Source organism: Nocardiopsis sp. LDBS0036, from assembly GCF_041228755.1.
GTDB lineage: Bacteria > Actinomycetota > Actinomycetes > Streptosporangiales > Streptosporangiaceae > Nocardiopsis > Nocardiopsis dassonvillei.
Genome location: NZ_CP141103.1, coordinates 4,484,428 through 4,509,446 on the forward strand (window position 1 = coordinate 4,484,428; position 25,019 = coordinate 4,509,446).

Below are 25,019 nucleotides of genomic sequence, written 5' to 3' on the forward strand. Positions count from 1 at the left end.
CTTCCATGTGGCTGTGAGGGGAGGGGGCTCAGCCCTTCCCCGGCTTGCGCAGGTGGTGCACCCACGCGGGCGGGACGTTGGCGAACACCTTCTCGGAGCCGATGCCGTAGCGGTCGATCCACTCCTGGACGAGCCAGCTCGTGCGGGCCTGGCGCAGGTAGTCCTCGCGGCGGGCGATGACCGCCTTGACCTCCTTGGTGTACAGGTACCCGTAGAAGGACATGGTGCCGCCCGGTTCGAGCACCTCGAAGTAGTAGTCCAGGATCTCCCGGACGGCGTCGGCGGTGAAGTTCGCGAACGGCAGGCCCGACACGATCACGTCGTAGGACCGGTCGGTGCCCATGTCGTTGACGAGTTTGGCGTGCACGCGGGAGCCGTCGGCCACCCGCGACATGACCGGGTCGGTCTTGAGCAGTCCCTCCACGTGGGCGGCGAACTCGGGGTTGGCCTCCACCAGGTCCAGGGTGTCCCCCGGCTGCATCGAGGCGGCGATCCCGCGGCTGATCGCGCCGGTTCCGGCTCCGGCCTCCAGGATGCGCAGCGGGCGGTCGGGTTCTGGTCGGCGCCGGACGTACTCGGCCATCGCACGCGCCAGCGCACCGCTGCTGGGGAGGATGGAACCGGTGGCGTGGAAGGTGCGCAGCGCCTGGCTGAAGAACAGTCGGGTGTCACGCAGGCGCTCGTCCAACCTCAGGGAGGAAAGGGGTCCGGCAGGACTGTGGGTCTCGGACATACACGCACGCTAACGCCTCACCCCTCCCCGAAGGGAGTCGGCGCGGCCGCGTTCTGGGAAAACCCAGGTGAAACCGTGTGTGTCCATACCCACCGCGCAAAGGGGAACTCCGACGCCGCGCGGGCCGGGGCGCCGCCGTACGCGCACGCCGGTCCGGTGTCCGCCGAGGCCGCTGTCCCCGCGACCGGTGACGGCCTACCCTGGGGGGATGAGCGAACCGGCCAGCACCTCCGAGACCCCCGCCCACCCACGGACCGCGCTGGTCACCGGAGCCTCCACCGGGATCGGCGAGGAGTACGCCCGCAGGCTCGCCGAACGCGGCTACTCCCTCGTCCTCGTCGCCCGCCGGGGCGAGCTCCTGGAGGCCCTCGCCGAGGAGATCGGCGGACGCTACGGGGTCGGCGTCCAGCCCCTGCCCGCCGACCTGGGCACCGACGAGGGCCTCTCGCTGGTCGTCAAACGCCTGTCCGCCGACGGCAGCGGCGACGAGGCCCCCGTGGACCTGCTCGTCAACAACGCCGGGCGGGGCGACGGCGGCCCCTTCGTCAGGCAGGAGCCCTCGGAGATCGACGCCATGCTCGACCTCAACGTGCGCGCGGTCCTGCACCTGACCCGCGCCGTCCTGCCGGTGCAGATCGCCCGCCGCGGGGGCCTGCCGCGCCGGACCAGGCTCGGCGTCATCAACCTCTCCTCCGTCGCGGGCGAGATCACCGCCAACCCCGGCGGCTCGGTGTACGGGGCCGGTAAGAAGTTCGTGTCCCTGTGGAGCGAGAGCGTGGCCGCCGAGGTCGCCGAGCACGGCGTGCACGTCACCGCGGTCCTGCCGGGGTTCGTGCGCACCGACATGACCAGGGGCGTCCAGGAGAGCGGGATGCCCGCGTTCGCGTTCGTCCCCAAGGAGCAGGTCGTGCGCGAGTCCCTCACCGCCTGGGCGGCCGGGCGCTCCAGCGTCGTCGCCGGCGCCCAGTACAAGGCGGCCACGGGGCTCCTGCGCTTCATCCCCAAGCCGATCGTGCGCGCCGCCGCACGCAGGGTGTGGTGAACCGGGCGAAGGCGCTGCGGACCGGGCGCGACGGCCGCCCCGCGCGGGGACGCGACCTGCGGGGCGCGGCGCGGTGTGGCGCACGCCGCCGCCCACATGATGAGACATCCCCCCGAGGGTGCGGCATCGGGGCGCCGGACCGCCTACGCTGGTAGCGCATCTGTCGGTCGAGGAAAGACACCATGAAGACCTTCGAAGAGCTGTTCGCCGAGCTGTCCGAGAAGGCGCGTTCCCGCCCCGAGGGCTCCGGGACCGTCGCCCAGCTCGACGCCGGCGTCCATGCCATCGGCAAGAAGGTCGTCGAGGAGGCGGCGGAGGTCTGGATGGCCGCCGAGTACGAGTCGGACGACCAGGCAGCCGAAGAGATCTCGCAGCTCCTCTACCACCTCCAGGTCCTGATGCTGGCCCGTGGCCTGCGTCTGGAGGACGTCTACAAGCATCTGTAGGCCGACGCGCCGCCCGTGCGCATCCGGCCACCGACGCCACGTCCCCGTACACGCAGCCACGAGAAAGCCGTGAACATGCCCGACATGCTGAGGATCGCCGTGCCCAACAAGGGCCAGCTCTCCGAACCCGCCGTGGAGATGCTCCGCGAGGCCGGGTACCGGCAGCGCAAGAGCAGCCGCGACCTGGTCATGATCGACCCCGACAACGACACCGAGTTCTTCTTCCTGCGGCCCAAGGACATCGCCGTCTACGTCGGCGAGGGCATCCTCCAGGCCGGGATCACCGGCCGCGACATGCTGCTGGACTCCGGCGCCGCCGTGGACGAGGTCCTGCCGCTGGGCTTCGGCGGCTCCACCTTCCGCTTCGCCGCGCCCGGAGGCGCCGGCATGAAGGTGTCCGACCTCAACGGCAAGCGCATCGCCACGTCCTTCGACGGCCTCCTGCGCTCCTACCTGGACGAGCAGGGCGTCGACGCCCGCGTCATCCACCTGGACGGCGCGGTCGAGAGCTCCGTCCAGCTCGGCGTCGCCGACGCCGTCGCCGACGTGGTCTCCACCGGCACCACCCTGCGCCAGGCGGGCATGGAGACCTTCGGCGAGCCGATCCTGGTCTCCGAGGCGGTGGTCATCCGTCCGTCCGGGGCCCCCGAGAACCCCAGGTTCGACACGCTGCTGCGCCGTCTGCGCGGCGTCCTGGTCGCCCGCGACTACGTGATGATGGACTACGACGTGCACGCCGAGCGCCTGGAGGCGGCGGTCGCGCTCACCCCGGGCATGGAGGGGCCGACGGTCTCCCCGCTGCACCGGGAGGGCTGGGTCGCGGTCCGCTCGATGGTGCCGAGCAAGGACGCCCAGCGGATCATGGACGACCTGTGGCAGCTCGGCGCCCGCGCCATCCTGGTCACCGACATCTACGCCTGCCGCCTGTAGGCGGTGTCCTGAGCAACGGACCGGCGGGGACCGGCGTCATGCCGGTCCCCGCCGGTCCTCGGCGTTCCACGGGGACTTGGCGCTCCTCGGAGCCGCCCGTCGGCCCGGTGCCGCCGGTCGGCCCGGCGCCGTCCGTCAGTCCGGTGCCGCCCCGGTGCGCCGCCCACGGCGCGAACGGGCGAGGCCGTGGGCCGTGCGGAGCAGCTCCCGGGCCGCCTCCCCGGTCCGCGGCCCCGGGTTCACCACGGCGAGCCAGCCCAGGCCGCCGTAGACGGGGTGCGCCACCACCGTGTCCGCCGCGCTCGGGTCCGCGTCCGGGTCGGCCGGCTCGCGCGGCTCGCGGCCCGTCCAGCTGACGAAGGCCTCCCTTCCGGCGGCGACGTTCAGGCGGAAGACGCCGGGCCGGTCCAGGCGCGACGCCCGGTCGTCGGGGTAGTCCTTCGTCACGATGGTCGCGAAGGGCTGGGTCGCGGTGGGGACGACGCCGTCGGGCGCGTAGTAGAAGAACGTGTCGCCCCAGCTGAGTTCGGGCGAGCCGTCGCCGGGCTGCGGCCTGAGGGTCAGTACGCCCTCAAGGCCCTCCAGGAACGCGGTGATCTCTTCGATGCTCATGTGTTCCAGCGTTACATTCATGTGGTTGTGGAGACTTTCCCCGAAGAGTGCGAGGTGGGGGAGTGGGAAGTCGCAACTCGACCGCCATGCGCACGGTCGACGTGGCCCGGCGCTCCGGGTACTCCGTCCAGCAGGTGCGCAACCTCGAACGCGGCGGTGTGCTGCCCCCGGCGGCGCGCACGGCCTCGGGTTACCGCGTCTACACCGAGGCGCACGTGTGCTCGGCCCTGGCCTACCGGTCCCTGGCCGCCGGGACCGGCCCGGTCGAGGCCGGGCGGATCGTGCGCGCCGCGCACGGGTACCCGGCCTCGGACCTGCTCGCCCTCCTGGACGCCGCGCACGCCCGGCTCCACGCCGAGCGCCGGGAACTCGGGCTGGCCAGGCAGGCCGCGGAGGCGATCGCCGCGGAGCCGGTCGGGGACGTCCGCCCGGCGGACTCCATGGGCGTCTCCGAACTCGCCGCCGCGCTCGGAGTGAGGCCCTCGACGCTGCGGCACTGGGACGCGGAAGGGCTCGTCGTGCCCGGCAGGACCTCCCCCGGGGGAACGCGGAGGTACTCGCCCGCCGACGCCAGGGACGCGCGGATCGTCCACCAGCTGCGCATGGCCGGGTACCGCATCGCCCCGCTCCGTGCCCTGATGCCGCAGCTGCGCCGCGCGCACCGGTGGGACGAGGTGATGGCCGCGCTGGCCGCCCGGGACGCGAGCATCGACGCCCGGTCGGCGGCCCTGCTCGAAGGCGCCGCCGCGCTCGGCGCCCTGCTGCGGTCGGCGCGGACCCCGGGCACGGGGCCCACCGGTGCGGGACCTGCGGATACGGAGCCCGCGGTAGCGGACATCCCGGGTACGGGGGCTCGGGACCCGGGGCCCTCAGGCGCGGGACCCGAGTCCCCGGGCCCTCACTCCGGAGCCTCCGACAGGGGCCGCAGCCCGACGGCGAACTCCACGCCCCCGTCGTACTCCGACTGACGGAGGGCGCCCACGTCGGCGAACATGCCCTCGACCTCGTGCCCGAACAGGTGGGTCAGCGCCAGGGTGAGGCCGCCCAGGCTCTCCCGGCCGGGCATCAGCAGCCCGACCTCGGTGCCCTCCCCGTACTCCACCAGCTCCACGCCCTCCGGCAGCGGGGACGGGGAGGACCCGGCCTCCGCGACCGGCACGCACACCCGGTAGCCCGCGCCGTCCGACCCCGGCTCCAGGCTCTTCCACCACCGGCCGTCGGCGCGCCACCCGAGCTCCTCGACCAGCGCGCCGAGCCGCCCGGCCAGGGCGTGCACCTCGGCGCGCTCCCGGTCCAGGTCGAAGTCCCCGTCAGGGGAGAGCGCGGTCACCCCCGTCAGGGCCGTGCGCGCCCGCCGGGGCCGGACCTCCACCCTCGGCTCCCACGCCAGGACCGCGAGGGCCTCCGCCAGCGCCCGGTCCTGGGCCTCCCGCTCGCGCCGGAGGTCCTCGGCGTGCCGGCGCAGCGCGTCCGGGGCCAGGCCGGGGTCGTCCACCACGCGCCGGACGGCGTCCAGGCCCATGCCCGCACGGCGCAGGGTGACGATCCGCCCGGCGCGCTCGATCTGGTCGACGGTGTACCAGCGGAACTGCGTGTCCTCGTCCACGCGGGCCGGGACCAGCAGCCCGAGGGAGTGGTAGTGGCGCAGTGCCTTGTGCGAGAGGCCGGTGAGTTCGCTGAAGGAACCGATGGGAAGCATGGTTCCACTGTGGCTCCTCCCCCCAGGGGAGGGGCAAACGGGCGCTCCGGGCTCGCCGACGCCCCGGCGCGGGGCGCCGTCGGTCAGTCCTTCCGGTCCCCGCGGCGGGCCTGGAGGGCGGCCCAGACGAGCGGGACCTGGAGCGGTACGCGGCCCCAGGCCACGAGGCGGTTGTCGGCCGGGCCCCGGAGCCTGCCCGTACCCGAGTCGAGGGCCATCCGGACGTTGGCGGGCCACACGGCGAGCAGCAGGGCCGCGCTCGCCGGTCCGGCCCACGCCCTGCGCGTCAGCAGCCCCGCGCCGCAGACCAGTTCGGCCGCGCCGCTGCCGTGGACCCACGCGCGCGGCGCGGGCAGGGAGCGGGGCATGATCGCCTGGAAGGGTCCGGGCGCCGCGAGGTGCAGCACGCCCGAAGCCACGAACAGGACGCCGAGGGCGTGGGGAGCGGCTCCGCGCACCCGGTCGAGCAGTCCGCCGCGCCCGCGCTTCACCTGCATGGAGTCCTCCTCCGGTGGGTGGACACCGACCCTACTCTTCGGTAATCCCACGGCCCGAGACGACCCCGCGGACAGCGCCCCGTTCCTCCCCTCGGCGGGAACGCGGGCGCGCCCGCCGGGCGGCACAATGTGGGGTATGGACCAGCCGACGACGTACACCGCCCCGGTTTCCCGTGAGCCCGAGGAGGAGACAGCCACCCTGGCGAGGGTGACCGGGGAGACCGGCGGAGACCTCGTGCTGCGCCGCGTGGGCGCGCACTACGAGATCTACTCGAACGGCGTCTTCCTCATGGACACCCGCGACGGCACCTCCGAGCGGGAGATGGTGCGCGCCAGCCTCGCCGCCCTCCCGGCGGGCCGCTCGCGCTCCCGGGTGCTCATCGGCGGCCTGGGCGTGGGTTTCTCCGCCCGCGAGGCCCTGGAGCACCCCCGGGTGGCGGTGGTGGACGTGGTGGAACTCGAATCCCACGTGATCGCCTGGCACGACGGGGAACTGGGCGAGGCCGCCGAGTACGTGCACCGGGACCCGCGCTGCCGGGTGGTCAACGCCGACATCGTGGCCTGGCTGGAGGAGGCGTCCTCGGCCGCGGCCCCCGTCCGCTACGACGCGATCTGCCTGGACACCGACAACGGGCCCGACTGGACGGTGGTGGAGAACAACAACCGCCTCTACGAGGCGGCCGGGCTGGACCGGCTCACCCGCCTGCTCGCCCCCGGCGGGGTCCTGGCCTTCTGGAGCGCCAACGCGGTGCCCGCCTTCGAGGAGTCGCTGCGGGGCAGGTTCGCCTCGGTGGAGGTCATCGAGGTGCCGGTCGCCCGCGGCGTGCCCGACACCGTCTATCTGGCGCGCGAGCCGCGCTGAGGCGGGCGGCCGCGTTCGCGGCGGTGCCGCCCGGGGGGCGGCACCCGCCGGGGGCTCAGCTCCTGCTGTCGGACATGTAGGCCGTGAACTCGTCCAGGGTGATCAGCCCGTCGCCGTCCTGGTCCATGGCCCCGATCGCCCGCAGGGCCTGCTCCTCGGTGCAGCTGTCCCCGAGGCGGTGCATCAGGTCGGCGTACTCCTGTGCGGAGATGCGGCCGTCGCTGTCGGCGTCGACGAACGCGAAGGTCGTCGCGTACTCGTTGGTGTCGGGCATCTGCGTTCGTCTCCAGGGAGTCGCGGTGGCGGGTCCGGCGCAAGATTACCGGTGAGGGGGCGGTTCGGGAAGCCGGCGGGACGTCGGCGCCGACAGAGCCGAAGGGGCCGCGCACCGGAGGTCTCTCCGGCGCACGGCCCCACGGGGTCGGGCTGTCAGCGGCTGCCCACGGAGGCCCGCGAGCCGATCCACCGCGCGATCACGGTGAACAGCAGCACCAGCAGGAACAGGCACAGGGCGGCGCCCCAGGCGCGGTCGATACCGGCCTCGAAGGGCTGCATGGCGCCCCGGTACAGCTGCATCGGCACGGCGCCCTGCGGCTCGCCCTGGAAGGCGGTCACGACCAGGCCGGTGCCGAACGCGGTCAGCAGCAGCGGGGCGGTCTCGCCGATGCCGCGGGCGACGGCCAGCATCGAACCGGTGGTCAGGCCGGGGGCGGCGGCGGGCAGCACCGTGTGCACGATGGTCTGCCACTTGCGCGCGCCCAGGCCGTAGCTGGCGTTGCGCATCTCGTTGGGCACGAGCCGCAGCATCTCCTCCGCGGACCGCGTCACGATCGGCAGCATCATCATGGCGATCGCCAGAGCACCGGCGAAGGTGCCGAAGCCCATCTGGCCCCAGCCGATGACGACCAGGCCGTACACGAACAGACCGACGAAGATCGAGGGGATGCCCGTCATCACGTCGGTGAAGAAGCGGATCGCGCCGGTCAGGCGGTTGGGACCGTACTCCACGACGTAGACGGCCGTGGCGATGCCGAACGGGATCGACATCACGACCGCGAGCGCCATGATGTAGAGCGTGCCGAAGAACCCGGCCGCGTACCCGCCGCCCTCGCGCCGCGGCGGGGGCTCGGTCTCGGTGAAGAACTCCAGGTTGACGACGCCGATGCCGCGCCGGGTGACCTCGAAGATGATGAGGACCAGCGGGATCATCGCCAGGACCATCGCGGCGGTCAGTGCCACCGACGCAGAGCGGTCCTTGAACCTGCGGAAGCCGGAGCCGGGCGGGCGCTGGCTCAGGGGGGTGTGCCGGGCGTCCGGAGGAGTGGTGGTTGCTGTGCTCATACGGCGGAGTCTCCCGTGAACTGCCCCAGGCGCCAGACGATGACGCGGGCCAGGATGTTGACGATCATCGTGACCAGGAAGAGGGCGACGCCGATCGCCATCAGCGCCGTCCGGACCTCGGGCGAGGCCTCACCGAAGGACGCGGCGATGTGCGAGGCCATGCTGCTTCCGGTGCCGAACAGGCTGCCGCTCCACCCCTGGGTTCCGCCGATCAGCATCAGCACGGCGATGGTCTCGCCGAGGGCGCGGCCCAGTCCCAGCATGGCGGCGGCCACGATCCCGGAGAAGCTGGCCGGCAGGATCACCTTGGTGATGACCTCCCACCGGGTGGAGCCCAGGGCGTAGGCGGCCATCTGCTGCTCGATCGGCTGGACGACGACGACCTCGCGGATGAGCGCCGTCATGATCGGCAGGATCATGATGGCCAGCACGATGCCCGCGGGCAGGTAGCCGACGCCGCGCACCGGTCCCTCGAAGAGGAAGAACCAGCCGAAGGTGCTCTCCAGCCAGACGAAGAAGGGGCGCATCACGTTCGGCAGGAACCAGTGCAGGCCCCAGAGGCCGAAGATGACGCTGGGCACGGCGGCGAGCAGCTCGACCGTGTACGACAGCGGCTTGGCGAGGCGGCGCGGGGCCAGGTGGGTCAGGTAGACGGCGACCATGATCGCCAGCGGCAGCGCGATGGCGATCGCGATGGTCGCCGTGACCAGGGTTCCGTAGATGAAGGGCCAGGCGCCGTAGGTGCCGGTGATCTCCGTGCGGGATCCGCCGCTCTGCCAGTCCTCCCCGAGGAGGAAGCCGAAGAAGCCCTCCTTGGCGAAGACCGGCCAGGCCTCGCTGGTGGTCCGGATGACCATCAGCGCCAGGATGATCAGGACGAGGGTGCCGCAGGCCGCGACGGCCCACTTGAAGATCGGATCGCCCAGGCGCCCCTTGCCGGACTTCAGCGTCCCCCGCCGGGAGTCCTCGGGGGCCTGGGGGGCCTCACGGGCCTCGGTGGACATGTGCTTCTCCTCTGTGGCTTTCGTGGGGAGTGGAGAGCGTCCCGCCCCGGGGCGGGGGCGGGGGTTGGGAAGAAGGCGTGCGGGGCCGGGACGACTCTCCCGGCCCCGCGGGGCGTTCCTACTCGGTGGTGGCTTCGGCCTCGGGAGCGCTCTCCTCGGCGCTCTCCTCGGCTCCGGCCTCCTCCTCGGCGCCGGCGTCGGCGCCGCCGTTCTCGGCGTTGGTCTTCTCCAGCTCGGCGACGACGCGGTCGGTCAGCTCCTGGCCCAGCGGCGCGTAGCCCAGCTCACCGGCCAGCTCGCGGGCGCCCTCGTCGGTCAGGGCCCAGGTCCAGAAGTCGATGATGGCGTCGGCGCTGGCCTGCTCGTAGCCGCAGGTGTAGGTGAAGATCCAGTTGGAACCGGCGATCGGGTAACCCTCGCCGCCGATGTTGTCGATCGCGAACTGGAAGTTGTCCGGGATCTCGGCCTCCTCGGAGGCCGCGATGGTGGACTCCAGGGTCGGCTCGATCGGGTTGCCGTCCTCGTTCACGATGTGGGCGACGGACAGGCCCGCCTCCTGCGCGAAGGACTGGTTCACGTAGCCGATGCCGCCGGGGTTCTGGGTGATGCCCTGGGCGACGCCGTCGTTCTGCTGGCCGCCGACCAGGCCGTCGGCCCACTCGATCTCCTTGCCCTCGCCGTACTTCTCGGCCCAGGAGTCGACCTCGGTGCTCAGGTAGTGCGAGAACACGTAGGTGGTGCCGGAGCTGTCGGAGCGGTGGACGGGGATGATCTCGTCGCCGGGCAGCTCCATGTCCGGGTTGAGCTCGGCGATGGCCGGGTCGTCGAACGTGGTGATCTGGCCGTCGTAGATGGCCGCGATGGTCGCCGCGTCCAGGACCAGGCCGTCCAGCTCGGGGTTGTTGAAGGCGATGACGACCGCGCCGAAGACGACCGGGAACTGCACGGCCTCACAGCCGCGGGCCTCGGAGGCGGCCGCGAGGTCCTCCTCGCCCAGCGGCTCCTCGGAGGAGCCGAAGTCGACGGTCTGCTCCAGGAACTGCTCCACGCCGGCACCGGAGCCCACGCTCTGGTAGTTGACGCTGACGCCGGGCTGGACGTCGTTGGAGTAGGTGTAGATCCAGTCCTGGAACAGGGGGTCGGGGAAGCTGGCCCCGGCACCGGTCAGGGAGGCGCTGAGGTCGCCCCCGCCACCGCCGGAGCCGTCGCCGCCGGTGTCGCCTCCGCTGCTGCACGCCGCCGCGAGCAGGGGGATGGCCGCCAGGACGGCGAGCTTGGAACGCCCGTTGCGCATGTCGTAGTTCTCCTCGTTGAATCACCGCTGTCGGGGCTGACGTGAAATGACAGTAAGTGCGCAGGAAGACGCTGTGTCATCGAGATGAAGGCGGGATGGTAGAAGAAGGGTGAATGCGAAGTGAATGGCGGTAACCATCTGATAACGGGTGTGTGTTTTCGGCTCCGCGCGGATCCTGTTATGTTCCGGGGACAGGCGGTGATGACCTGCGGGTATGGTCGTGGGGGCCGGGAGCGGCGCGGTGGTTTCCCGGTGGCGAAGGTGACACGTCGGATTGTTCGATGATTCATCTTCGCGTTCGTCTCGGATCGAGGTGACGTGAAGATGAACAAGGGGTCTCGTCGGCATCACCGAAAGGACCCGGAGGAGGGGAATTCACCGATCCCGTCCCGCGCTTTTCCTCCGCTCAGGAACCGTTCGCCGTGTCCAGTCGGTAGCCGATCCCCCGGACCGTGTGGATGAACCTGGGCTGTGCCTCGGAGTCACCCAGCTTGTGCCGCAGGCGCCGGATGTGCACGGCGATGGTGTTGTTCACCGGAGGCAGCGGCTTGTGCCAGACCTCGGTCCACAGCTCCTCGCGGCTGACCACCCTGCCGCTGTGCCTCAGCAGGAAGTCCATGATCCCGAACTCCCGCAGCGCCAGGTTGACCGGGTTGCCGTCCACGAAGAGCCGGTGCCCCAGCGCGTCCAGCTCCAGGGCGCCCGAACGCAGCGCGGCCGAGGAGGCGGTGCCGTCCGGGCCGCCGCCGTCCGGTCCCGGGAGGGAGCCGCGCAGCAGCGCCGCCAGCTCCGGGATCCGGTAGGGGCGGTTGACGCACGCGGTGGCTCCGGCCGCCAGCGCGCGCATCGCCCGCTGGGAGTCGCCGGGGCCCACCCCGATGAGGATCGGGATGTCCGTCGCCCGCCGGGTCACCCGCACCAGCGTCTCCAGGTCCACCTCGGGCGGAGTGGCGCTGGTCACCAGGGTGTCCGGTCGCATCATCCCCACCCGCAGCAGCGCCTCGGCGCCGTCCACGCACACCGTGATGTCCACGTCGTGCCCGCTCAGCGACAGCACCAGCTGGTGCGACTGCTCCGACTCGGGCTCCACTAGCAGGACCCGGAGCGGTCCCTCCGACCGTTCCGAGCGCTCGACCATTTCGTCCTCGACCGGGGCACCCGGGAACGGGACGGATGCGGACGTTGTGAGCGCGGGCATGGGAGGTCCACTTCGTCGAAGGAACAGTGGGGCGGATCCCCGGGAAGGGTGCTCCGGCCTGACCGAAACGGCCCTCCGGTCGACGGTCGCGACCGGAGGGCCCGCGGCCGTGGGGGAGCCGGAGGTCAGCGGTTTGGCTGGAGCGACCCCACCGATCAGCGGTCCCGGTCTGCGGGGGAGCCGGAGGTCGGCGGTTTGGCTGGAGCGACCCCACCGATCAGCGGTCCCGGTCTGCGGGGGAGCCGGAGGTCGGCGGTTTGGCTGGAGCGACCCCACCGATCAGCGGTCCCGGTCTGCGGGAGAGCCGGAGGTCGGCGGTTTGGCTGGAGCGACCCCACCGATCAGCGGTCCCGGTCTGCGGGAGAGCCGGAGGTCGGCGGTTTGGCTGGAGCGACCCCACCGATCAGCGGTCCCGGTCTGCGGGAGAGCCGGAGGTCGGCGGTTTAGCCGAAGCGACCGCTGATATAGTCCTCGGTCCTCTGGTCGGACGGCTTGCTGAAGATCGTCGCGGTCTCGTCGAACTCCACCAGGCTGCCGTAGCGGTCGCCCGCGTCGTCCACACCGGCGGTGAAGAAGGCCGTGCGGTCGGACACGCGCGCCGCCTGCTGCATGTTGTGCGTGACGATGACGATGGTGTACTCGCTGGCCAGCTCGTACATCAGGTCCTCGATCTTGAGGGTCGCGATGGGGTCGAGCGCCGAGCAGGGCTCGTCCATCAGGATCACCTCGGGGTTGACCGCGATGGTGCGCGCGATGCACAGGCGCTGCTGCTGGCCGCCGGAGAGGGCGAAGGCGCTCTCCTTGAGCTTGTCCTTGACCTCGTCCCACAGGGCGGCCTTGGTCAGCGTCTCCTCGACCAGGTCGTCCATGTTGCCGCGGACGCCGTTGATCTTGGGGCCGTAGGCCACGTTGTCGTAGATCGACTTGGGGAACGGGTTGGGCTTCTGGAAGACCATGCCGATCCGGCGGCGCACCTCGATGGGGTCCACCTCCGAGGCGTACAGGTCCTCGCCGTGGTAGGTGACCTTGCCCTCGATGCGGGCTCCGGGGATGAGGTCGTTCATGCGGTTCAGGGTCCGCAGGACGGTGCTCTTGCCGCAGCCGGACGGCCCGATCATCGCCGTGATCTGACGGGGGCCCACCTTCAGGTCCACGTCGCGCACGGCCTTGTTGGAGCCGTAGTAGATGGAGAGCCCGGAGACGTCGAAGACGGGGTCGCCCAGGTCGGGAACCTCGCGGTTGTACCGGACGGTGTCGGGGGCGACGCCGCGACCGGTCTCGGTGCCGCGAGGGGAGGCGGTGTTGCTGACAGACATGAGGCCACTTCCGGGTCGGACTGTGCGTGCGCGGGAGGTGCGCGGCCGGAGCCGCGGAGCGCGGTCGAACCCATGCAAATATGTCCGTATGAAGCAACGGTGAACGAACCCCGTGGCGAAGGTGAACGTGGGCGGTGAACTCGGAGGCGTGGCGATCGCGAGGCGTTGTCCTCCCGTCACCGAAGGAGGTGCGGACCGCCTCTGGAGTGCGGTTCGTCCCGTCTGGGAGGATCGGGCCCCGGGTGGGCCGAAACTCGCCGGACGGGTGGACAGGTGACCGGCCGCAAACCTCTTGATGACTTTTCGGTCTTCCTGTTTCGCCCTTTTCGGTCCTATCCGCGCGAGGCCCGGTCTCCTGCCGGGGCGGGGCGGCGTCCCGTCCGGAGGCCGTCGCCGCGTCCGCCCGGCCGGGCCCCGTCCGGACGCGCGAACGCCCCGGACGCCGCCCTCCGTGGGAGGGGGCGTCCGGGGCGCGCGGAAACGGTCCGTGCCGCTCCGGGAGTGTTACTCCGGTGAGCCGCCCTGCTCGGCGATCTTCTCCCGCACCTCGTCCATGTCCAGCTCCTTGGCCTGCGTGATGAGGCTCTCCAGAGCCTCGGAGGGCAGGGCCCCGGGCTCGTTGTAGATGACGGTGCGCTCGCGCACGATCATCAGGGTCGGGATGGACTGGATCTTGAACTCGAAGGCGAGTTCGCGCTGCGCCTCGGTGTCCACCTTGGCGTGGACGATGTCGGTGTGCTTCTCCGAGGAGGTCTCGAACACCGGGGCGAACTGCCGGCAGGGACCGCACCAGTCCGCCCAGAAGTCGATGAGGACGAAGTCGTTGTCCTTCAGCGTCTCCGCGAAGTTGTCCTTGGTGAGCTCGACCGTGGGCACGTGGTCTCCTGTATCTGTTCGTTGGTTGGTGTCGACCGTCGGCCAACCGCCATCTCTCAGTGCTACAGCGGTCGTGCCCGTTCGTTTGTTCCGCATGCCTGCCGCGGCCGGTGAACCATCCCGCAGTCTGGTTGTTTTACGCCATAACACGCCTTACATACCTGTTTGGGAGGAAAGAGGCGCGACGGCTAGTGTCGTCTGGAGGGACGCGGGCCCCACGTGGCGGGCCCGGCCCGGTTCGGGGGCGAACCCGGGTCGTCCCTGTCGAAAGGGGGGAGTGGGATGGGTTCCGAAGCCTCTCCGCGGGACGCGGAGGGTCCTTCCGTGGACTACCGGTTCACCCTCGCCAACGAGCGGACCTTCCTCGCCTGGGTGCGCACCGCGCTGGCCCTGCTCGCCGGTGCCGTCGCCGTCCTGCACCTGCTCCCGCTGGGCTGGGCGGAGGGGCCGCGCACCGCGGTCGGCCTGCTGCTGGCGGTGCTGGCCGGGGTCATCACCGTCTACGCCCCGCTGCGCTGGTACCGCGTGCAACAGCTCATGAGTCGCGGCGCGGCCCTGAAACTGAGTGCGCTCCCGCTCGTCACCGCCCTGGCGGTGGGGCTGGTGTGCGCTCTGGTTCTGCTGGGCAACCTGCTGTGACCACCCCCGTCGAACGCGATCCCGGCATGCAGCCGGAGCGCACCCTGATGTCCTGGCACCGCACGATCGCCCTGCTGGTCGTGGTGGGGCTGCTGTTCCTGCGCGGCTCCCTGGCCCCCGGCGACGACGCCTTCCCGCAGGCTCCGCCCGAGGTGCGCGTGGCCACCACGGTCGGACTGCTGCTCCTGGCGGGGGTGCTGGCCGCGCACGTGTGGCTGCGGTGGCGGGCCGGCGGGCACGGCGCGCCCGTTCCGGGAACCGGGCGGCCCTCGCCGTCCGTGGCGGGCCCGTGGGCGATGGCGCTCCTGTGCGCGGGCGTGCTCGCCCTGAGCTGCGTCCTGGTGGTGACGGTGCTGCTGCCTCTCTGAGGACCCGGCCCCCTCGTCCGCGCCGCCCGGAGGCGGACGCACCCGTCCATGCCCTCGGCGGGCCCGCGGTCCACCGGCGCCGATCGCCCTCGTGCGGGCATGGGGGAGCGCCGGACCCGTCCGGGACGCGCGACCGTCCCGTCGGAGGGAAGGGCCGGAGCCGTGGTCCTTCGTCTCCTTGTCCCGTGTCGGTCGGCCGAGGCGGAGAGGGCGCCCCGGACCGGACCCTTCAGGTTCGGTTACGCCGGCTGCGGTACGGAGCCGACCGCACGGCGGTGTTCCATGATCGAACGGATGATGTCGTTGAGGTCGCGCTCGGGGCGGTACCCGATCAGCCGCGCGGCCAGCGAGGTGTCCGGGTAGCGGCGCTGCATGTCCTCGTAGCCCTCGCCGTAGGCCTCCTCGTAGTCGACGTAGGTGATCGCGCTCCTCGAACCCGCCAGCTCCACGACCCGGTCGGCCAGGCCCTTGATGGAGACCTCCTCGTGTCCGCCGAGGTTGACGGCCTGGTTGTAGGCCTCGGGGGTGTCCATCAGCCGCAGGAGCGCGGGCACCACGTCGAACACCGAGCCGAAGCAGCGGCGCTGCGTCCCCGTCCCGTACACGGTGATGGGCTCGTCCGCCAACGCCTGGTCCACGAAGCGCGGGACCACCATCCCGTACCGGCCCGTCTGGCGGGGGCCGACCACGTTGAAGAAGCGGGTGATGACGCACGGCACGCCCGACTCGACGCCGTGCACGTAGGCGACGAGCTCGTCCAGCCCCTTCGCCGCGGCGTAGGACCAGCGGCTCTTGGTCGCCGGTCCGTAGACGCGGTCGTCGCCCTCCTTGAGACCGTCGGCGTCGTTCTTGCCGTAGACCTCGCTGGTCGAGGCGACCATGTAGGGCACGCGGTGCGCCACGGCCGCCTCCACCACGTTCTCCGTCCCGTGCAGGTTGATCCGCAGGGAGCGCAGCGGGTTGTCGACGATGTTGTACACGCCCACGGCCGCCGCGAGGTGGAACACGGCGTCCGCCGGGGCGACCAGGGAGTCGACCAGTTCCCGGTCCAGGACGTCCCCCTCCACGAACCGGAACCCGGGCGAGCCCTGCGCCTGGACCAGGTTCGCCAGGGTCCCGGTCGACAGGTCGTCCAGGACGGTGACCTGGTGGCCCCGGGCGATCAGGTGGTCGCACAGGTGTGAGCCGATGAAGCCGGCTCCTCCGGTGACTACAGCCTTCATGGTTTCCCCTCCACTCGGTGTTCTCTCTCGCCGTTCCCCGACTGGGAACGGCGTGTGTGCGCGGTCGTCGCGGCCGCGCATGGTGGGGCGGCGCGCGGCGCCGCCGGCCGCGGGTCCGGGAACGCTCAGGCCAGGCAGCGCAGCACGTGGAACCCCTCCCCGAGCGCCACGCCCGCCTGCATGCCCCGCAGGACGGCGAGGCTGCGCAGGGTGGGCTCGGAGCGGGTGTGCGGGTGCTGGTGGGACTGGGATCCGTACAGCTGCATGCCGTGGAGCTTGTCCACCACCTGCACCTCGTCCAGTTCGACGATGAGGTTGGGCGGGCACAGCGGCTCCGAGCGCCAGTGGTCGGCGGCCTCCTCGTAGGCCAGCGCCAGGCTCGGGTGGTGGCGCAGCGCGGTGTTGGACGGGCGCAGGGCGGTGTGCACCGCCTCGGCCACGGCCCGGTGGTCCTGGTTGTAACTGGAGTGGTGCGGTCCGAGCACCACGGTCGGGCGGAGCCGCTCGATGGACAGCGGGCTCTCGCGCTCGATCAGCTGGGCGAGGTCCACCCGGGCGACGGAGTCGAGCCTGAGGTGGTACTGGTCGCCGGGCAGGGCCATGTGCCAGTCGTCCCAGCGGAAGTGGTCGGCGACCTTCTTGATCTCCGCGTAGCGCTCCTCCGCTGTGGAGAAGCCCTTGGGAGACATGTCGGCCGTGTCCCCGACGGTGAGGAACTGGACGAACACCTCGGCGCCGGCCGCCTTGGCCTTGCTCATGAGGCCGCCGCAGCCGAGCGTCTCGTCGTCGGGGTGGGGCGCGAACACCAGGATGCGTTCCTGGGACCAGTCCGTCGTCATACCGTTTTCCGTCCTTTGCCTAGAGAGCGATCGGGTTTTTCCCGGGGAGCGGCGCCGCGCCCGGTGGCGCGGCGCTGTGGTGGACCCGTGTTCGGGTCAGCTCTGGGTTCTCGCCTGCCTGAGCACGTTCAGTGCCTCCGGGCCGGTGTTGAGGAGAAGGTCGATCGCCGACAGACGAGGGACGAAGTCGGCTGGGGCGCGCCCGTGCTGCGGGTACACCGGGTGCCGGAAGTCCTGCCACCGGACGTCGATCCCGTAGCGGTGCAGAGTCTCGGGCTCCAGGTAGTCCCGGGCGCCGTCGCCCGAGAGCATGGTGTGCGCCCCCGTTTTGGCGCAGATCTGGGCGAGGAGCTCGCTCTTGCGGCCGGGGAAGTCCCCGATCTCACTGGCCAGCGTCAGCGGTGTGTCGATCCCGAAGCACCGCATCAGCATGCGCGTGGTCGCCACGCACAGGTCCGCGAGACCGTCCCACTCCTGTTCGTACAGGTGGGCGATTTCGTCGCGGTAATCCTTCCAGTAGGGCGCTTTGCGGTAGCAGTGTTCCGCGAGTGACTTGTAGTGTCTTGACTTCCAATTCTGACTGTTGTCAACAACTTTGTCCCGTATGCGGTCGTCCCGGCTGCCCTGGACGACCGGAACGGTCAGCAGGACGGGTTTTCCGCTGCCGCCGACGTAGTTGCGGTTCTGCCATCCGCGACGTTCGAACTGGACGTTGTCGAGGATGATGAAACGGTCGGAACGGTCAATTTTATCCAAAAGCCCCAGCCACGGAAGGTAGTGCGGCTGGTGCAGTGCCACGGTGCGTGACGCACCGTCCTGGCTGCTCATGGCGGAGCGACCCCCCGGGCTGGTGACCTGTGGGATTCGAGTGGAACCGGATGAGGATGAGGACGGAACGCCGATCACTCCGAGCATTCTCCTTCTCTCCGCTGGTCACTTTCCGCAGAATTTTCCAGAACCTGGACAATGATGGACAAACCACAGACGAGCCGTAGCTACAGCTCACAAATATCCTCTTATGGTTACCATCTTCCGCAAGCCCGTGTATACGATTTGTGTGGCCTACATAGGACGCGAACCCGGGTGAACCTCTCGGTGTCGTAGGGCGTCAAGCTAACACCGACTTTGCGGGTTGATGTCGGTCCGAAACCGAGAACTTCGGAGGGTCCTAGCGCTGTGCGTACCGCACGTTTCATAGGCGGCCTGCTGATCGGGCTCATCGCCCTCGCCCTGGCCGCGGCACTCTTTGTCTACTGGTTCGGCTACGCGACGGACGTGGCCGAGGCCTCCGGCCTCGGCGCCCTGGGTTACGTGTTCCTGTGGTTGGCCTTCGGCGCCAACCTGCTGCTGTGGACCACCGTCGGACTCGTGCGCCTGGGCGAGGACTCGGTGCGCGCCGTGCTCCGGTCACCGCGCGCCGGACACCGCGGCGCCGTCGGGGGCGGGGCCCGCGAACGCGTCCTGGTGGGCGCGGGCGGTTCCGGCGGCGCCGCACTCGCCGAGAGGGGCGGCGACGCCTCCGAGGGGGGCGCCTCGGCGGCCGTGGCGGCCCGGGCGGAGGGTTCCGGGCGGGAGGTGTCCCTGGCCGTCATCATCCCGGCGCACAACGAGGAACCCGTCATCGGCGGCGCCATCGCCTCCGCCATGGGGCTGTTCGAACGCTGGGACATCTACGTGGTCTCGGACTCGTCGAGGGACTCCACCGCCCAGATCGCGGCCAAGACCGGCGTGAACGTCCTCGAACTCCTCGCCAACCGCGGCAAGGCCGGGGCCATCGAGGCGGTCATCGAGGAGTTCTCGCTGACCGACAACTACGACGGCGTCCTCATCCTGGACGCCGACACCGAGCTCGACCCCGGATACGTGGAGGGCGCCCGGAGGCAGCTGGCCGACCCGTCGGTGGCGGCGGTCGCGGGCTTCGTCGTCTCGGAGTGGAAGCCCGGGGAGCGCGGTTTCGTCGGCCGGATGATCTCGGCCTACCGGGACCGCCTGTACTTCATGCTCCAGTACCTCATGCGCTTCGGGCAGACCTGGCGGCACGCCAACACGGCCTTCATCGTGCCCGGCTTCGCCAGCGTCTACCGCAGCGAGGCGCTCAGGGAGATCGACGTCAACCCCAAGGGGCTGGTGATCGAGGACTTCAACATGACCTTCGAGGTGCACCACAAGCGCCTCGGCAGGGTCTCGATGAACCCCGACACCAAGGCCTACAGCCAGGACCCGTTCACCTTCCGGGACTACTACAAGCAGGTCACCAGGTGGACGCTGGGCTTCTGGCAGACCATCCGGCGCCACCGGGTGTGGCCGAGCCTGTTCTGGGCCTGCCTGGCGCTGTACATCCTGGAGGTGGTCCTGGTCTCCGCCGTGCTGCTGGTCACCACCGTGGTCGGCCTGTTCGTCCTGGCGGGGACGCTGGGCGGCGAGTTCTTCCTGAGCCTGCCGTTCGTCGGGGAGGCATTCACCGCGGTGACGGCCTTCCTGCCGCTGCTGGCGATCGCCATCGGCCTGTTCATCCCGGACTACATGCTCACCTGCCTGATGGCGGCGATCCGGCGGCGGCCGTCCTACCTGGTCTACGGCCTGCTCTTCTTCCCGATCCGGCTCGTGGACGCCTACCTCGCGCTGCGGATGATCCCCAAGGCGTGGACCACCGAGTCCGACGGCCGGTGGAGCAGCCCGGACCGCGTCTCGGGCAGGTGACCCGACCTGCGGTGACGTGAGATCGTCCGGCCCCGGGTACCCCGGGCGCCCGGGGTACCGGACAGCGTTTAGGCTGATTTTCGCCCGCCCGCGGACCTGTCTCGCCGGAGCGGGGACGCAGTCGTCTGAGGGGGATCAGCCGTGGACAAGAGGCGCGTGTCGTTCGCGTTGTACCGGGTGCTCGCGTACGTGACCGGAGTCTTCCTGCTGGGCCTGACCTTCGTGGCCATGCCCGCCAAGTACCTGGTCGGGGAGACCGCCCGCTTCTCCCTGGTGGGCGCGCCGCAGGGCCTGGAGCACTGGTTCGGCCCCGAGTCGCCGCTCATGCTCTACATCGCGATGCCGCACGGCTACATCTACATGGCCTACGTCTTCGTGGTCCTGTGGGTCGCCCTGGACCGCCGCTGGAGCGCCTCCCGCACGCTGGGCGTGGCGCTCGCGGGCACCATCCCCGTGCTCGGCTTCGTGGTCGAGCACCGGATCGTGCGCTCGGAGCAGGCCAAGGACCGCGAGGCCGGACGGGCTCAGGAGCCCGCGACCGCGGGCTGATCCTCCCGGGAGCCGCCCTCGCGCAGCTCCCGGCGCATCAACAGGATCCAGAAGACCACGGCGGAGACGCCGAACATCGCCCACTGCACGGTGTAGCTGAGGCTGCGCCAGTTGACGGTGAACCCCGTGGGCGGCTCGGGCGGCGGCGCGGGGACGAGCGAGGCGGTGGCAGGGTCCGTCTCGGGCAGGGTGACGTATCCCTCGTAGAGCGGGTGGTCCCACTCGTTGACGAGCACGGACGTGGCGATGCGCTCGACCTGGCCCTCGGAGACGTCCACCGGCACGACCCCCTCCGAGCCCGCCGGAGGCAGCAGCCAGCCGGTGACCGTGACCTCGCCCCCCGGCACGGGCGGGATGTCCTGGCCCTCCTCGGCCCAGCCCCGGTTGACGGTGACGGCGGCGCCGTCGTCGGTGACCAGGGGGACGATGACGTCGTAGCCGCGCACGCCGTCCACGACGCGCGGCACCAGCAGCTGGGCGTCGGCGTCGTAGCTGCCGCTGGCCTCCACCGCGCTGTTGGCGAAGGAGCCCGGGCGCATGTACTGGCCCGGTTCGAGCAGGTCCGAGACGGGCACGGCGCCGGCCAGGTCCGCGACCGGGTTGGTGATGACCTCGCGGTCGGGTTCGAAGGCGCGGACGAACTGCCAGGCGGTACCGGCGACGCAGACGACGCCGACCAGCAGGGCGAGCAGGTGGATGCCGAGCCACCGTGGGCTGAGGAGCGGTGATCTCACCAGACCAGGCTAAGCGTGGTCCCCGAGCGCCCCGTCATGACCCCGGTTTGACGCTACGCACACGGGCTTGGCCCGCCGCCTGCCGAGGAATGACGATCACTTTAAGTAGTTCATCGTGACTCAGGGTTGTTCTTCGAGGTTGTGGTGGGTAGTGTCTCCATCAACGCGGGACGACCGGGTCGTTTCCGCGGCAGGCCTTCAAGGCCGCGACTCCAGGGGGGAGGAGTCGCCGGCCGCTTCCCAGCGCGAGGGTCGCTTCCGTACTTTGAGGGGGGATGCGGAAGCGACCCTCGCCACCTCGTAACCGGGGGCGTTCCCACAGATCAGTGGGGGCGCCCCCGTCGTTTTCCCACCGTTCCCGGAAGTTCTCTCAGGGGATGTCCTGGATCCGGCGCTCCCTCAGGTCGGTGAGGTGGCGCGCGGCCGTCGCGAAGTCGTCGTCGTCATGGAGGACGACGAGTCCGTGGTGGGCGGCCGTGGCGGCGATGAGCAGGTCCACCGACGACAGCGCGCGGTGTGCGCCCGCGCGCAGGAGTCGGTACTGGGCGGACTCCACCCACTGCCAGGCGCTCTTCGGCACGGGGACGTTCGGGTGGAGCACCTCGAACATGTCGTTGAACTGTTCGTACTCGTCGAGGTTGCGTGCGGAGCGACGGAACTCGACACGCTGTACGGTGCACGAGCCCACGGCGCCTTCCGTGATGACCTCACGCCAGGCCAGCCTGTACTTCTCGTCCCGGAGCACACGCCACAGCGCGGACGAGTCGATCAGGAACCGGATCACGTGTACGGCTCCTTCGCGGCCGCCCGCTGCTCTTTCCAGCCTTCGTAGTCCCAGTCCTTGGCCAGGTCGGCGAACTGCTCCAGGGCCGCGATGCGCCGGTGTCTGCGCGCGTACTCCCGAAGGGCCAGGTTCACCGTTTCCTTCTTGGTGCGCGTGCCGGACAGGCGCATGGCCTCTTGGAGCGCCTCGTCGTCGACGTCGATCTGGGTCAGGCTCATGTTCCACCTCGCATCATGGCGATGTACACCGGATATGGAGTCCATGTACATCGCCATGATAGTCCGCCAACGGGGGAACGCCGTGTCAGCCCATGCTCTTCTGGCCGTCCAGGGCCTCGCGCAGGATGTCGGCGTGCCCGCAGTGCTGCGCGGTCTCGCGGATGACGTGCAGCAGCGCGTCGCGGGCGGACCAGGAGGCGCCCTCGGGGAACCACGGCGCGTCCGGGAGCCGGTGGCTGACCTCCAGGTCCGGCAGGCCGTTGACGAACTCCTCGGTCTCCCGTGCGGCCAGCGCGTAGTCCGCCAGGACGCTGTCGAGGGTCTCGCCCTCCAGCAACCGGAAGCTGTCGGCCTGCTCCTCCCAGGTGGCCGGGTCCTCGTAGTCCACCTTCGGGTGGACCGCTCCCTCACGGACGAACCGGATCCAGTTGCGCTCGGCCCGGGTCACGTGCTTGACCAGCCCGCCGAGGGTCAGTTCGCTCACCGTGGTGCGCCGCGCGGCCTGTTCGTCGTCCAGGCCCCGGACCGTGAGGCGCAGGAAGTCGCGCTGGTCCTCCAGGAACCGCAGGAGGCTCGCGCGCTCCACGTCCACCGTGCTCGTCGCCGTCGTGACCACCATGACCACCGCTTTCTCGCCCTGCCCGACTCGGTACACGAGGACTCTAGGGAGAGTGGAGGTCAGTTACGGTCCTCCACCGGACGGAAAACGGGAGGAAAGGGTGCGGCCCCGAACGGGGCTCTGCCGATAGCCTGGCGTTCTGGCGACTCGGAGGTTCCATGACCTTGATTCCGCTCCAGTACCGGCTCGACGGACCCCGGCACGCGCCCGTCGTACTGCTCGTGCCGCCCTTCGGCACCACGATGTCGGTCTGGGAACCGCAGCTGCCCGAACTCACCCGCGACCACAGGGTCCTGCGGGTCAACCACCGGGGGCACGGCTCCTCTCCGGCCCCGGAGGGCCCCTACACCGTCGAGGAACTCGCCCTGGACCTGCTCGGAGTCCTGGAGGCCCAGGGCCTGACCCGGGTCCACGCGGTGGGTGCCGGGCTCGGCGGGGCGCTGCTGGTGTGGATCGCGGCCAACTCGCCGCGCACCCTGGAACGCCTCGTGCTGCTGGCCGCGGCGCCCCGCACCCCGCGGACGCACCGGTGGGACCTCCTCGCCTCCCGGGTGCGCTCGTCGGGCCTGGACTCGGTGACCGCGGACGTGGTGCGGCCCTGGTTCACCCCGGACATGGGCGAGGAGCGGCCGCGGGTCGTGGCCCGGCTGACCGAGGAGTTCGGCGGGCTCGACCCGGAGGGCTTCGCCGCGGTCTGCGACGCCGTGGCCGGGATGGACCAGCGCCACCTGGTGGCCTCCGTGCGGGTGCCGACCCTGGTGGTGTCGGCCGCCCACGACCCGATGCTGCCGCCCGGCCACGGCCGGAGGCTGGCGGACGGGATCCCCGAAGCCCGGTTCGAGGTGGTCTCCGGCGCCGCGCACCTGCTCGGGGTCGAGCGCGCGGACCGGGTGAACGAGCTGCTGTTGGAGCACCTGTCCGGCTGAGGGGAGCCCGTCCGGGGAGGCGGGATCAGACCTGCGCCAGGGGGATCAGCGGGCTGTTGATCTCCAGCAGGTAGCCGTCGGGGTCGCGGAAGTGCGCCGCGCGGATACCCCATGCGGTCCAGTCGCGCGGCTCCATCACCTGCCGGGCGCCGTCCGAGACCAGTCTGGCGGCCGTGGCGTCGACGTCGTCCACCTCGAAGATCACCGCGAACCGGTCCTGGTTGGGCAGCGCCGGGTCGGCGGTGTCGGTCTCCAGGGCCTCCGCCATCACCTCGCGCTGGTTGATCGCCAGCCGGGTCCCCGACTCGACGTCGAACTCCGCGTAGCGGCTACCCTCGTCCCCGCGCAGCACGGGGAGCTTGAGCACCTCGGAGTAGAAGCGGAAGCAGGCCTCGTAGTCGTTGACGAGGAGCCGGATGTAGCTGCAGCGCATGGGGTCTCCTGCCGTTCGGCATCGGTCTTGGCACCATTGTCCCGTTCCGGGCGTCGCGTGGGGGGTTGTCCACACCCGTTTTTCCTCTTCCCCGGCACCGGGTTCGAAACGCGTTCTCCGCGTCGCCGTCCGGGCTCCCCGACCTGGGGCCTGGGGTAGAGGTGCGCGCTCGACCTCGTCACCGCCGCCCACGCGGCGCGGACGGGGAGAACCGGCCGGGACGCCAAGGCGCGTTCCGACGGCCTTCCGAGGGCCCGGCCGCAGAGGCTCGGCCGGGGCCTCAGAGGATGTCCGGGCCCGCCCAGCCGTAGGTGTCGCGCTCGCGGACCCGGGCCAGCTCGTCCTCGGACAGCACGCGGGGCTCGCCGAGCTGGCGGGCCCTCAGGTACGCGCCGCTGAGCCAGTCGAGCAGCCGCAGGTTCTCCAGCGCGTGCCCCAGGTCGCGGCCCAGGGCGAGGCCGCCGTGGTCGGCGAGCAGCGCGGCGTCGCGGCCCTTGAGCGCCTTGACGGCGTGGTCGGCGATCTCGCCGGTGCCGTAGGTGGTGTACGGGGTGACGGCGATCGCCCCGCCCAGACCGGCGGCGCGGTGGTGGATGGCGGGCAGCTCGGCCAGGACCGAGGACACGGCGACGGTGTCGGTCGTGAACGCGTTCACCACCGCGGTGACGTCGCGGTCGTGCTCGGCGGCCAGGCGGTGCACGGCCATGTGCAGCGTGGCCTCGGCGGCGGGGTCGCGCCTTCCCTCCAGCACGCGGTCGTCGAGCGACATCACCGGGCAGTCGGCGGGCTGGATCTGGTCGAGGCGGACACCGTGGGGCGTGACGACCACCAGGTCGCCGCTGCGGACGCTGACGGTCCCCGACTCGCCGGGCGCGGTGCCCGGGTCCGCGGCCAGGGCGCGGGCGGTCAGACACACGTCACGGCGTTCCTGTTCGAGCAGCATGCCTTCCTCAAGGGGTGCGCGGTGGGCGCGGTCCGTGCCGCGGGGGCTCGGGAGTCCGGACGAACCCGCTTAGGTATGCCTCAACTAAGGGCACACCTCAATGTACGTCAAACTCTCGTCCCCGTCTTCCCCAGGCGAGGGTGTTCCGCCGCTCCCCCGATCGTGACTCCGAGTAGTTGTTGGCCCGGATGTGA

Annotated in this window: 30 protein-coding genes; 10 read left to right on the top strand and 20 right to left on the bottom strand. The window is 71.0% G+C overall.

What is annotated here, in order from left to right:
* Nucleotides 1–28 precede the first annotated feature (28 nt).
* Nucleotides 29–733: a class I SAM-dependent methyltransferase gene (locus UIS43_RS19000; RefSeq protein WP_013156364.1), complete on the bottom strand. Its 705-nt coding sequence runs from the start codon at nucleotides 731–733 to the stop codon at nucleotides 29–31.
* Between the two features lie 208 nt (nucleotides 734–941).
* Here UIS43_RS19000 and UIS43_RS19005 point away from each other — a divergent pair, with 208 nt between their 5' ends.
* The 3 genes from UIS43_RS19005 to hisG all read left to right on the top strand — a co-directional run bounded on the left by UIS43_RS19005 (nucleotide 942) and on the right by hisG (nucleotide 3,151).
* The gene (locus UIS43_RS19005) at nucleotides 942–1,775 is read left to right on the top strand and encodes an SDR family oxidoreductase (RefSeq protein WP_071621007.1); all 834 of its coding nucleotides are present in this window, start codon (nucleotides 942–944) and stop codon (nucleotides 1,773–1,775) included.
* A 182-nt stretch (nucleotides 1,776–1,957) separates the two neighbouring features.
* Nucleotides 1,958–2,221 (top strand): phosphoribosyl-ATP diphosphatase, encoded by a 264-nt coding sequence (locus tag UIS43_RS19010; RefSeq protein WP_013156366.1) that lies wholly within the window; start codon nucleotides 1,958–1,960, stop codon nucleotides 2,219–2,221.
* Nucleotides 2,222–2,296: 75 nt separating this feature from the next.
* Nucleotides 2,297–3,151, top strand: coding sequence for an ATP phosphoribosyltransferase (hisG, locus tag UIS43_RS19015; RefSeq protein WP_013156367.1), 855 nt, complete (start codon nucleotides 2,297–2,299; stop codon nucleotides 3,149–3,151).
* Between the two features lie 135 nt (nucleotides 3,152–3,286).
* Here the strand turns inward: hisG and UIS43_RS19020 are convergent, their stop codons facing one another.
* Nucleotides 3,287–3,763, bottom strand: a complete 477-nt coding sequence (locus tag UIS43_RS19020) for a DUF6194 family protein (RefSeq protein ID WP_117199561.1) — start codon at nucleotides 3,761–3,763, stop codon at nucleotides 3,287–3,289.
* A gap of 62 nt (nucleotides 3,764–3,825) precedes the next feature.
* Between UIS43_RS19020 and UIS43_RS19025 the strand changes: the two genes are divergently transcribed.
* A complete protein-coding gene (locus UIS43_RS19025) occupies nucleotides 3,826–4,731 on the top strand; it encodes a MerR family transcriptional regulator (protein WP_232833180.1) in 906 nt (301 codons plus the stop codon).
* On the opposite strand, the gene UIS43_RS19030 is transcribed toward UIS43_RS19025, so the two are convergent.
* Nucleotides 4,662–5,462 carry a MerR family transcriptional regulator gene (locus UIS43_RS19030; protein ID WP_370011108.1) on the bottom strand — a complete coding sequence of 267 codons (801 nt, stop codon included), beginning with the start codon at nucleotides 5,460–5,462 and terminating at the stop codon, nucleotides 4,662–4,664. The two genes, UIS43_RS19025 and UIS43_RS19030, sit on opposite strands and share 70 nt — an antisense overlap.
* A gap of 83 nt (nucleotides 5,463–5,545) precedes the next feature.
* Nucleotides 5,546–5,959, bottom strand: a complete 414-nt coding sequence (locus tag UIS43_RS19035; RefSeq protein WP_013156371.1) for a hypothetical protein — start codon at nucleotides 5,957–5,959, stop codon at nucleotides 5,546–5,548.
* A 136-nt stretch (nucleotides 5,960–6,095) separates the two neighbouring features.
* Between UIS43_RS19035 and UIS43_RS19040 the strand changes: the two genes are divergently transcribed.
* Nucleotides 6,096–6,821: a spermidine synthase gene (locus tag UIS43_RS19040; RefSeq protein WP_041553447.1), complete on the top strand. Its 726-nt coding sequence runs from the start codon at nucleotides 6,096–6,098 to the stop codon at nucleotides 6,819–6,821.
* A 55-nt stretch (nucleotides 6,822–6,876) separates the two neighbouring features.
* Here the strand turns inward: UIS43_RS19040 and UIS43_RS19045 are convergent, their stop codons facing one another.
* The 7 genes from UIS43_RS19045 to trxA form a co-directional block, all read right to left on the bottom strand.
* On the bottom strand, nucleotides 6,877–7,095 hold the full coding sequence (locus UIS43_RS19045) for an EF-hand domain-containing protein (RefSeq protein WP_041553448.1): 219 nt from the start codon (nucleotides 7,093–7,095) through the stop codon (nucleotides 6,877–6,879).
* Nucleotides 7,096–7,250: 155 nt separating this feature from the next.
* Nucleotides 7,251–8,162: a phosphate ABC transporter permease PstA gene (gene pstA, locus UIS43_RS19050; RefSeq protein ID WP_013156373.1), complete on the bottom strand. Its 912-nt coding sequence runs from the start codon at nucleotides 8,160–8,162 to the stop codon at nucleotides 7,251–7,253.
* Nucleotides 8,159–9,166 (bottom strand): phosphate ABC transporter permease subunit PstC, encoded by a 1,008-nt coding sequence (gene pstC, locus UIS43_RS19055; protein ID WP_013156374.1) that lies wholly within the window; start codon nucleotides 9,164–9,166, stop codon nucleotides 8,159–8,161. The genes pstA and pstC overlap by 4 nt, the downstream gene beginning before the upstream one ends.
* Nucleotides 9,167–9,284: 118 nt before the next feature.
* On the bottom strand, nucleotides 9,285–10,460 hold the full coding sequence (pstS, locus tag UIS43_RS19060) for a phosphate ABC transporter substrate-binding protein PstS (RefSeq protein WP_013156375.1): 1,176 nt from the start codon (nucleotides 10,458–10,460) through the stop codon (nucleotides 9,285–9,287).
* Between the two features lie 406 nt (nucleotides 10,461–10,866).
* Entirely contained in the window at nucleotides 10,867–11,658 is a 792-nt protein-coding gene (locus tag UIS43_RS19065) for a response regulator transcription factor (RefSeq protein WP_041553451.1), read from the bottom strand.
* A gap of 443 nt (nucleotides 11,659–12,101) precedes the next feature.
* A complete protein-coding gene (pstB, locus tag UIS43_RS19070; RefSeq protein WP_013156377.1) occupies nucleotides 12,102–12,974 on the bottom strand; it encodes a phosphate ABC transporter ATP-binding protein PstB in 873 nt (290 codons plus the stop codon).
* 504 nt (nucleotides 12,975–13,478) lie between these two features.
* Nucleotides 13,479–13,850: a thioredoxin gene (gene trxA / locus UIS43_RS19075; RefSeq protein WP_013156378.1), complete on the bottom strand. Its 372-nt coding sequence runs from the start codon at nucleotides 13,848–13,850 to the stop codon at nucleotides 13,479–13,481.
* Nucleotides 13,851–14,132: 282 nt separating this feature from the next.
* Between trxA and UIS43_RS19080 the strand changes: the two genes are divergently transcribed.
* On the top strand, nucleotides 14,133–14,489 hold the full coding sequence (locus UIS43_RS19080) for a YidH family protein (protein ID WP_026338634.1): 357 nt from the start codon (nucleotides 14,133–14,135) through the stop codon (nucleotides 14,487–14,489).
* Nucleotides 14,486–14,857 (top strand): DUF202 domain-containing protein, encoded by a 372-nt coding sequence (locus UIS43_RS19085; protein WP_013156380.1) that lies wholly within the window; start codon nucleotides 14,486–14,488, stop codon nucleotides 14,855–14,857. Before UIS43_RS19080 ends, UIS43_RS19085 begins: the two co-directional genes overlap by 4 nt.
* A gap of 239 nt (nucleotides 14,858–15,096) precedes the next feature.
* On the opposite strand, the gene UIS43_RS19090 is transcribed toward UIS43_RS19085, so the two are convergent.
* The 3 genes from UIS43_RS19090 to UIS43_RS19100 form a co-directional block, all read right to left on the bottom strand.
* Complete coding sequence (locus UIS43_RS19090) at nucleotides 15,097–16,080, bottom strand: NAD(P)-dependent oxidoreductase (protein ID WP_071621008.1); 984 nt, start codon at nucleotides 16,078–16,080, stop codon at nucleotides 15,097–15,099.
* A gap of 125 nt (nucleotides 16,081–16,205) precedes the next feature.
* Complete coding sequence (locus tag UIS43_RS19095; protein WP_013156382.1) at nucleotides 16,206–16,919, bottom strand: PIG-L deacetylase family protein; 714 nt, start codon at nucleotides 16,917–16,919, stop codon at nucleotides 16,206–16,208.
* Between the two features lie 96 nt (nucleotides 16,920–17,015).
* A complete protein-coding gene (locus tag UIS43_RS19100; protein ID WP_013156383.1) occupies nucleotides 17,016–17,747 on the bottom strand; it encodes a WbqC family protein in 732 nt (243 codons plus the stop codon).
* A gap of 348 nt (nucleotides 17,748–18,095) precedes the next feature.
* Between UIS43_RS19100 and UIS43_RS19105 the strand changes: the two genes are divergently transcribed.
* Nucleotides 18,096–19,619, top strand: coding sequence for a glycosyltransferase (locus UIS43_RS19105; RefSeq protein WP_013156384.1), 1,524 nt, complete (start codon nucleotides 18,096–18,098; stop codon nucleotides 19,617–19,619).
* 141 nt (nucleotides 19,620–19,760) lie between these two features.
* Nucleotides 19,761–20,168: a DUF3817 domain-containing protein gene (locus tag UIS43_RS19110; protein WP_013156385.1), complete on the top strand. Its 408-nt coding sequence runs from the start codon at nucleotides 19,761–19,763 to the stop codon at nucleotides 20,166–20,168.
* On the opposite strand, the gene UIS43_RS19115 is transcribed toward UIS43_RS19110, so the two are convergent.
* The 4 genes from UIS43_RS19115 to UIS43_RS19130 form a co-directional block, all read right to left on the bottom strand.
* A complete protein-coding gene (locus tag UIS43_RS19115; RefSeq protein WP_370011118.1) occupies nucleotides 20,144–20,902 on the bottom strand; it encodes an SURF1 family protein in 759 nt (252 codons plus the stop codon). The genes UIS43_RS19110 and UIS43_RS19115 overlap by 25 nt on opposite strands.
* 370 nt (nucleotides 20,903–21,272) lie before the next feature.
* Nucleotides 21,273–21,686, bottom strand: a complete 414-nt coding sequence (locus tag UIS43_RS19120) for a PIN domain-containing protein (RefSeq protein ID WP_071621010.1) — start codon at nucleotides 21,684–21,686, stop codon at nucleotides 21,273–21,275.
* On the bottom strand, nucleotides 21,683–21,904 hold the full coding sequence (locus UIS43_RS19125; RefSeq protein ID WP_117198147.1) for a type II toxin-antitoxin system VapB family antitoxin: 222 nt from the start codon (nucleotides 21,902–21,904) through the stop codon (nucleotides 21,683–21,685). Before UIS43_RS19125 ends, UIS43_RS19120 begins: the two co-directional genes overlap by 4 nt.
* An 85-nt stretch (nucleotides 21,905–21,989) precedes the next feature.
* Nucleotides 21,990–22,523 (bottom strand): DinB family protein, encoded by a 534-nt coding sequence (locus UIS43_RS19130; RefSeq protein WP_071623116.1) that lies wholly within the window; start codon nucleotides 22,521–22,523, stop codon nucleotides 21,990–21,992.
* A gap of 158 nt (nucleotides 22,524–22,681) precedes the next feature.
* Between UIS43_RS19130 and UIS43_RS19135 the strand changes: the two genes are divergently transcribed.
* On the top strand, nucleotides 22,682–23,449 hold the full coding sequence (locus tag UIS43_RS19135; protein ID WP_013156388.1) for an alpha/beta fold hydrolase: 768 nt from the start codon (nucleotides 22,682–22,684) through the stop codon (nucleotides 23,447–23,449).
* 25 nt (nucleotides 23,450–23,474) lie between these two features.
* Here UIS43_RS19135 and UIS43_RS19140 read toward each other — a convergent pair whose 3' ends face one another.
* Nucleotides 23,475–23,882 carry a VOC family protein gene (locus tag UIS43_RS19140; protein ID WP_013156389.1) on the bottom strand — a complete coding sequence of 136 codons (408 nt, stop codon included), beginning with the start codon at nucleotides 23,880–23,882 and terminating at the stop codon, nucleotides 23,475–23,477.
* 280 nt (nucleotides 23,883–24,162) lie between these two features.
* Complete coding sequence (locus UIS43_RS19145; protein WP_013156390.1) at nucleotides 24,163–24,825, bottom strand: class II aldolase/adducin family protein; 663 nt, start codon at nucleotides 24,823–24,825, stop codon at nucleotides 24,163–24,165.
* Nucleotides 24,826–25,019 lie beyond the last annotated feature (194 nt).

Coding starts and splice junctions, on each gene's coding strand:
- UIS43_RS19135 (WP_013156388.1), top strand. CDS start 22,682: ATGACCTTGATTCCGCTCCAGTACCGGCTCGACGGACCCCGGCACGCG.
- UIS43_RS19040 (WP_041553447.1), top strand. CDS start 6,096: ATGGACCAGCCGACGACGTACACCGCCCCGGTTTCCCGTGAGCCCGAG.
- UIS43_RS19100 (WP_013156383.1), bottom strand. CDS start 17,747: ATGAGCAGCCAGGACGGTGCGTCACGCACCGTGGCACTGCACCAGCCG.
- UIS43_RS19125 (WP_117198147.1), bottom strand. CDS start 21,904: ATGAGCCTGACCCAGATCGACGTCGACGACGAGGCGCTCCAAGAGGCC.
- UIS43_RS19035 (WP_013156371.1), bottom strand. CDS start 5,959: ATGCAGGTGAAGCGCGGGCGCGGCGGACTGCTCGACCGGGTGCGCGGA.
- UIS43_RS19145 (WP_013156390.1), bottom strand. CDS start 24,825: ATGCTGCTCGAACAGGAACGCCGTGACGTGTGTCTGACCGCCCGCGCC.
- UIS43_RS19045 (WP_041553448.1), bottom strand. CDS start 7,095: ATGCCCGACACCAACGAGTACGCGACGACCTTCGCGTTCGTCGACGCC.
- UIS43_RS19020 (WP_117199561.1), bottom strand. CDS start 3,763: ATGAGCATCGAAGAGATCACCGCGTTCCTGGAGGGCCTTGAGGGCGTA.
- UIS43_RS19030 (WP_370011108.1), bottom strand. CDS start 5,462: ATGCTTCCCATCGGTTCCTTCAGCGAACTCACCGGCCTCTCGCACAAG.
- UIS43_RS19010 (WP_013156366.1), top strand. CDS start 1,958: ATGAAGACCTTCGAAGAGCTGTTCGCCGAGCTGTCCGAGAAGGCGCGT.
- pstC (WP_013156374.1), bottom strand. CDS start 9,166: ATGTCCACCGAGGCCCGTGAGGCCCCCCAGGCCCCCGAGGACTCCCGG.
- UIS43_RS19080 (WP_026338634.1), top strand. CDS start 14,133: ATGGGTTCCGAAGCCTCTCCGCGGGACGCGGAGGGTCCTTCCGTGGAC.
- UIS43_RS19130 (WP_071623116.1), bottom strand. CDS start 22,523: ATGGTGGTCACGACGGCGACGAGCACGGTGGACGTGGAGCGCGCGAGC.
- UIS43_RS19095 (WP_013156382.1), bottom strand. CDS start 16,919: ATGACGACGGACTGGTCCCAGGAACGCATCCTGGTGTTCGCGCCCCAC.
- pstB (WP_013156377.1), bottom strand. CDS start 12,974: ATGTCTGTCAGCAACACCGCCTCCCCTCGCGGCACCGAGACCGGTCGC.
- UIS43_RS19000 (WP_013156364.1), bottom strand. CDS start 733: ATGTCCGAGACCCACAGTCCTGCCGGACCCCTTTCCTCCCTGAGGTTG.
- UIS43_RS19090 (WP_071621008.1), bottom strand. CDS start 16,080: ATGAAGGCTGTAGTCACCGGAGGAGCCGGCTTCATCGGCTCACACCTG.
- UIS43_RS19140 (WP_013156389.1), bottom strand. CDS start 23,882: ATGCGCTGCAGCTACATCCGGCTCCTCGTCAACGACTACGAGGCCTGC.
- pstA (WP_013156373.1), bottom strand. CDS start 8,162: ATGAGCACAGCAACCACCACTCCTCCGGACGCCCGGCACACCCCCCTG.
- hisG (WP_013156367.1), top strand. CDS start 2,297: ATGCCCGACATGCTGAGGATCGCCGTGCCCAACAAGGGCCAGCTCTCC.
- UIS43_RS19065 (WP_041553451.1), bottom strand. CDS start 11,658: ATGCCCGCGCTCACAACGTCCGCATCCGTCCCGTTCCCGGGTGCCCCG.
- UIS43_RS19005 (WP_071621007.1), top strand. CDS start 942: ATGAGCGAACCGGCCAGCACCTCCGAGACCCCCGCCCACCCACGGACC.
- pstS (WP_013156375.1), bottom strand. CDS start 10,460: ATGCGCAACGGGCGTTCCAAGCTCGCCGTCCTGGCGGCCATCCCCCTG.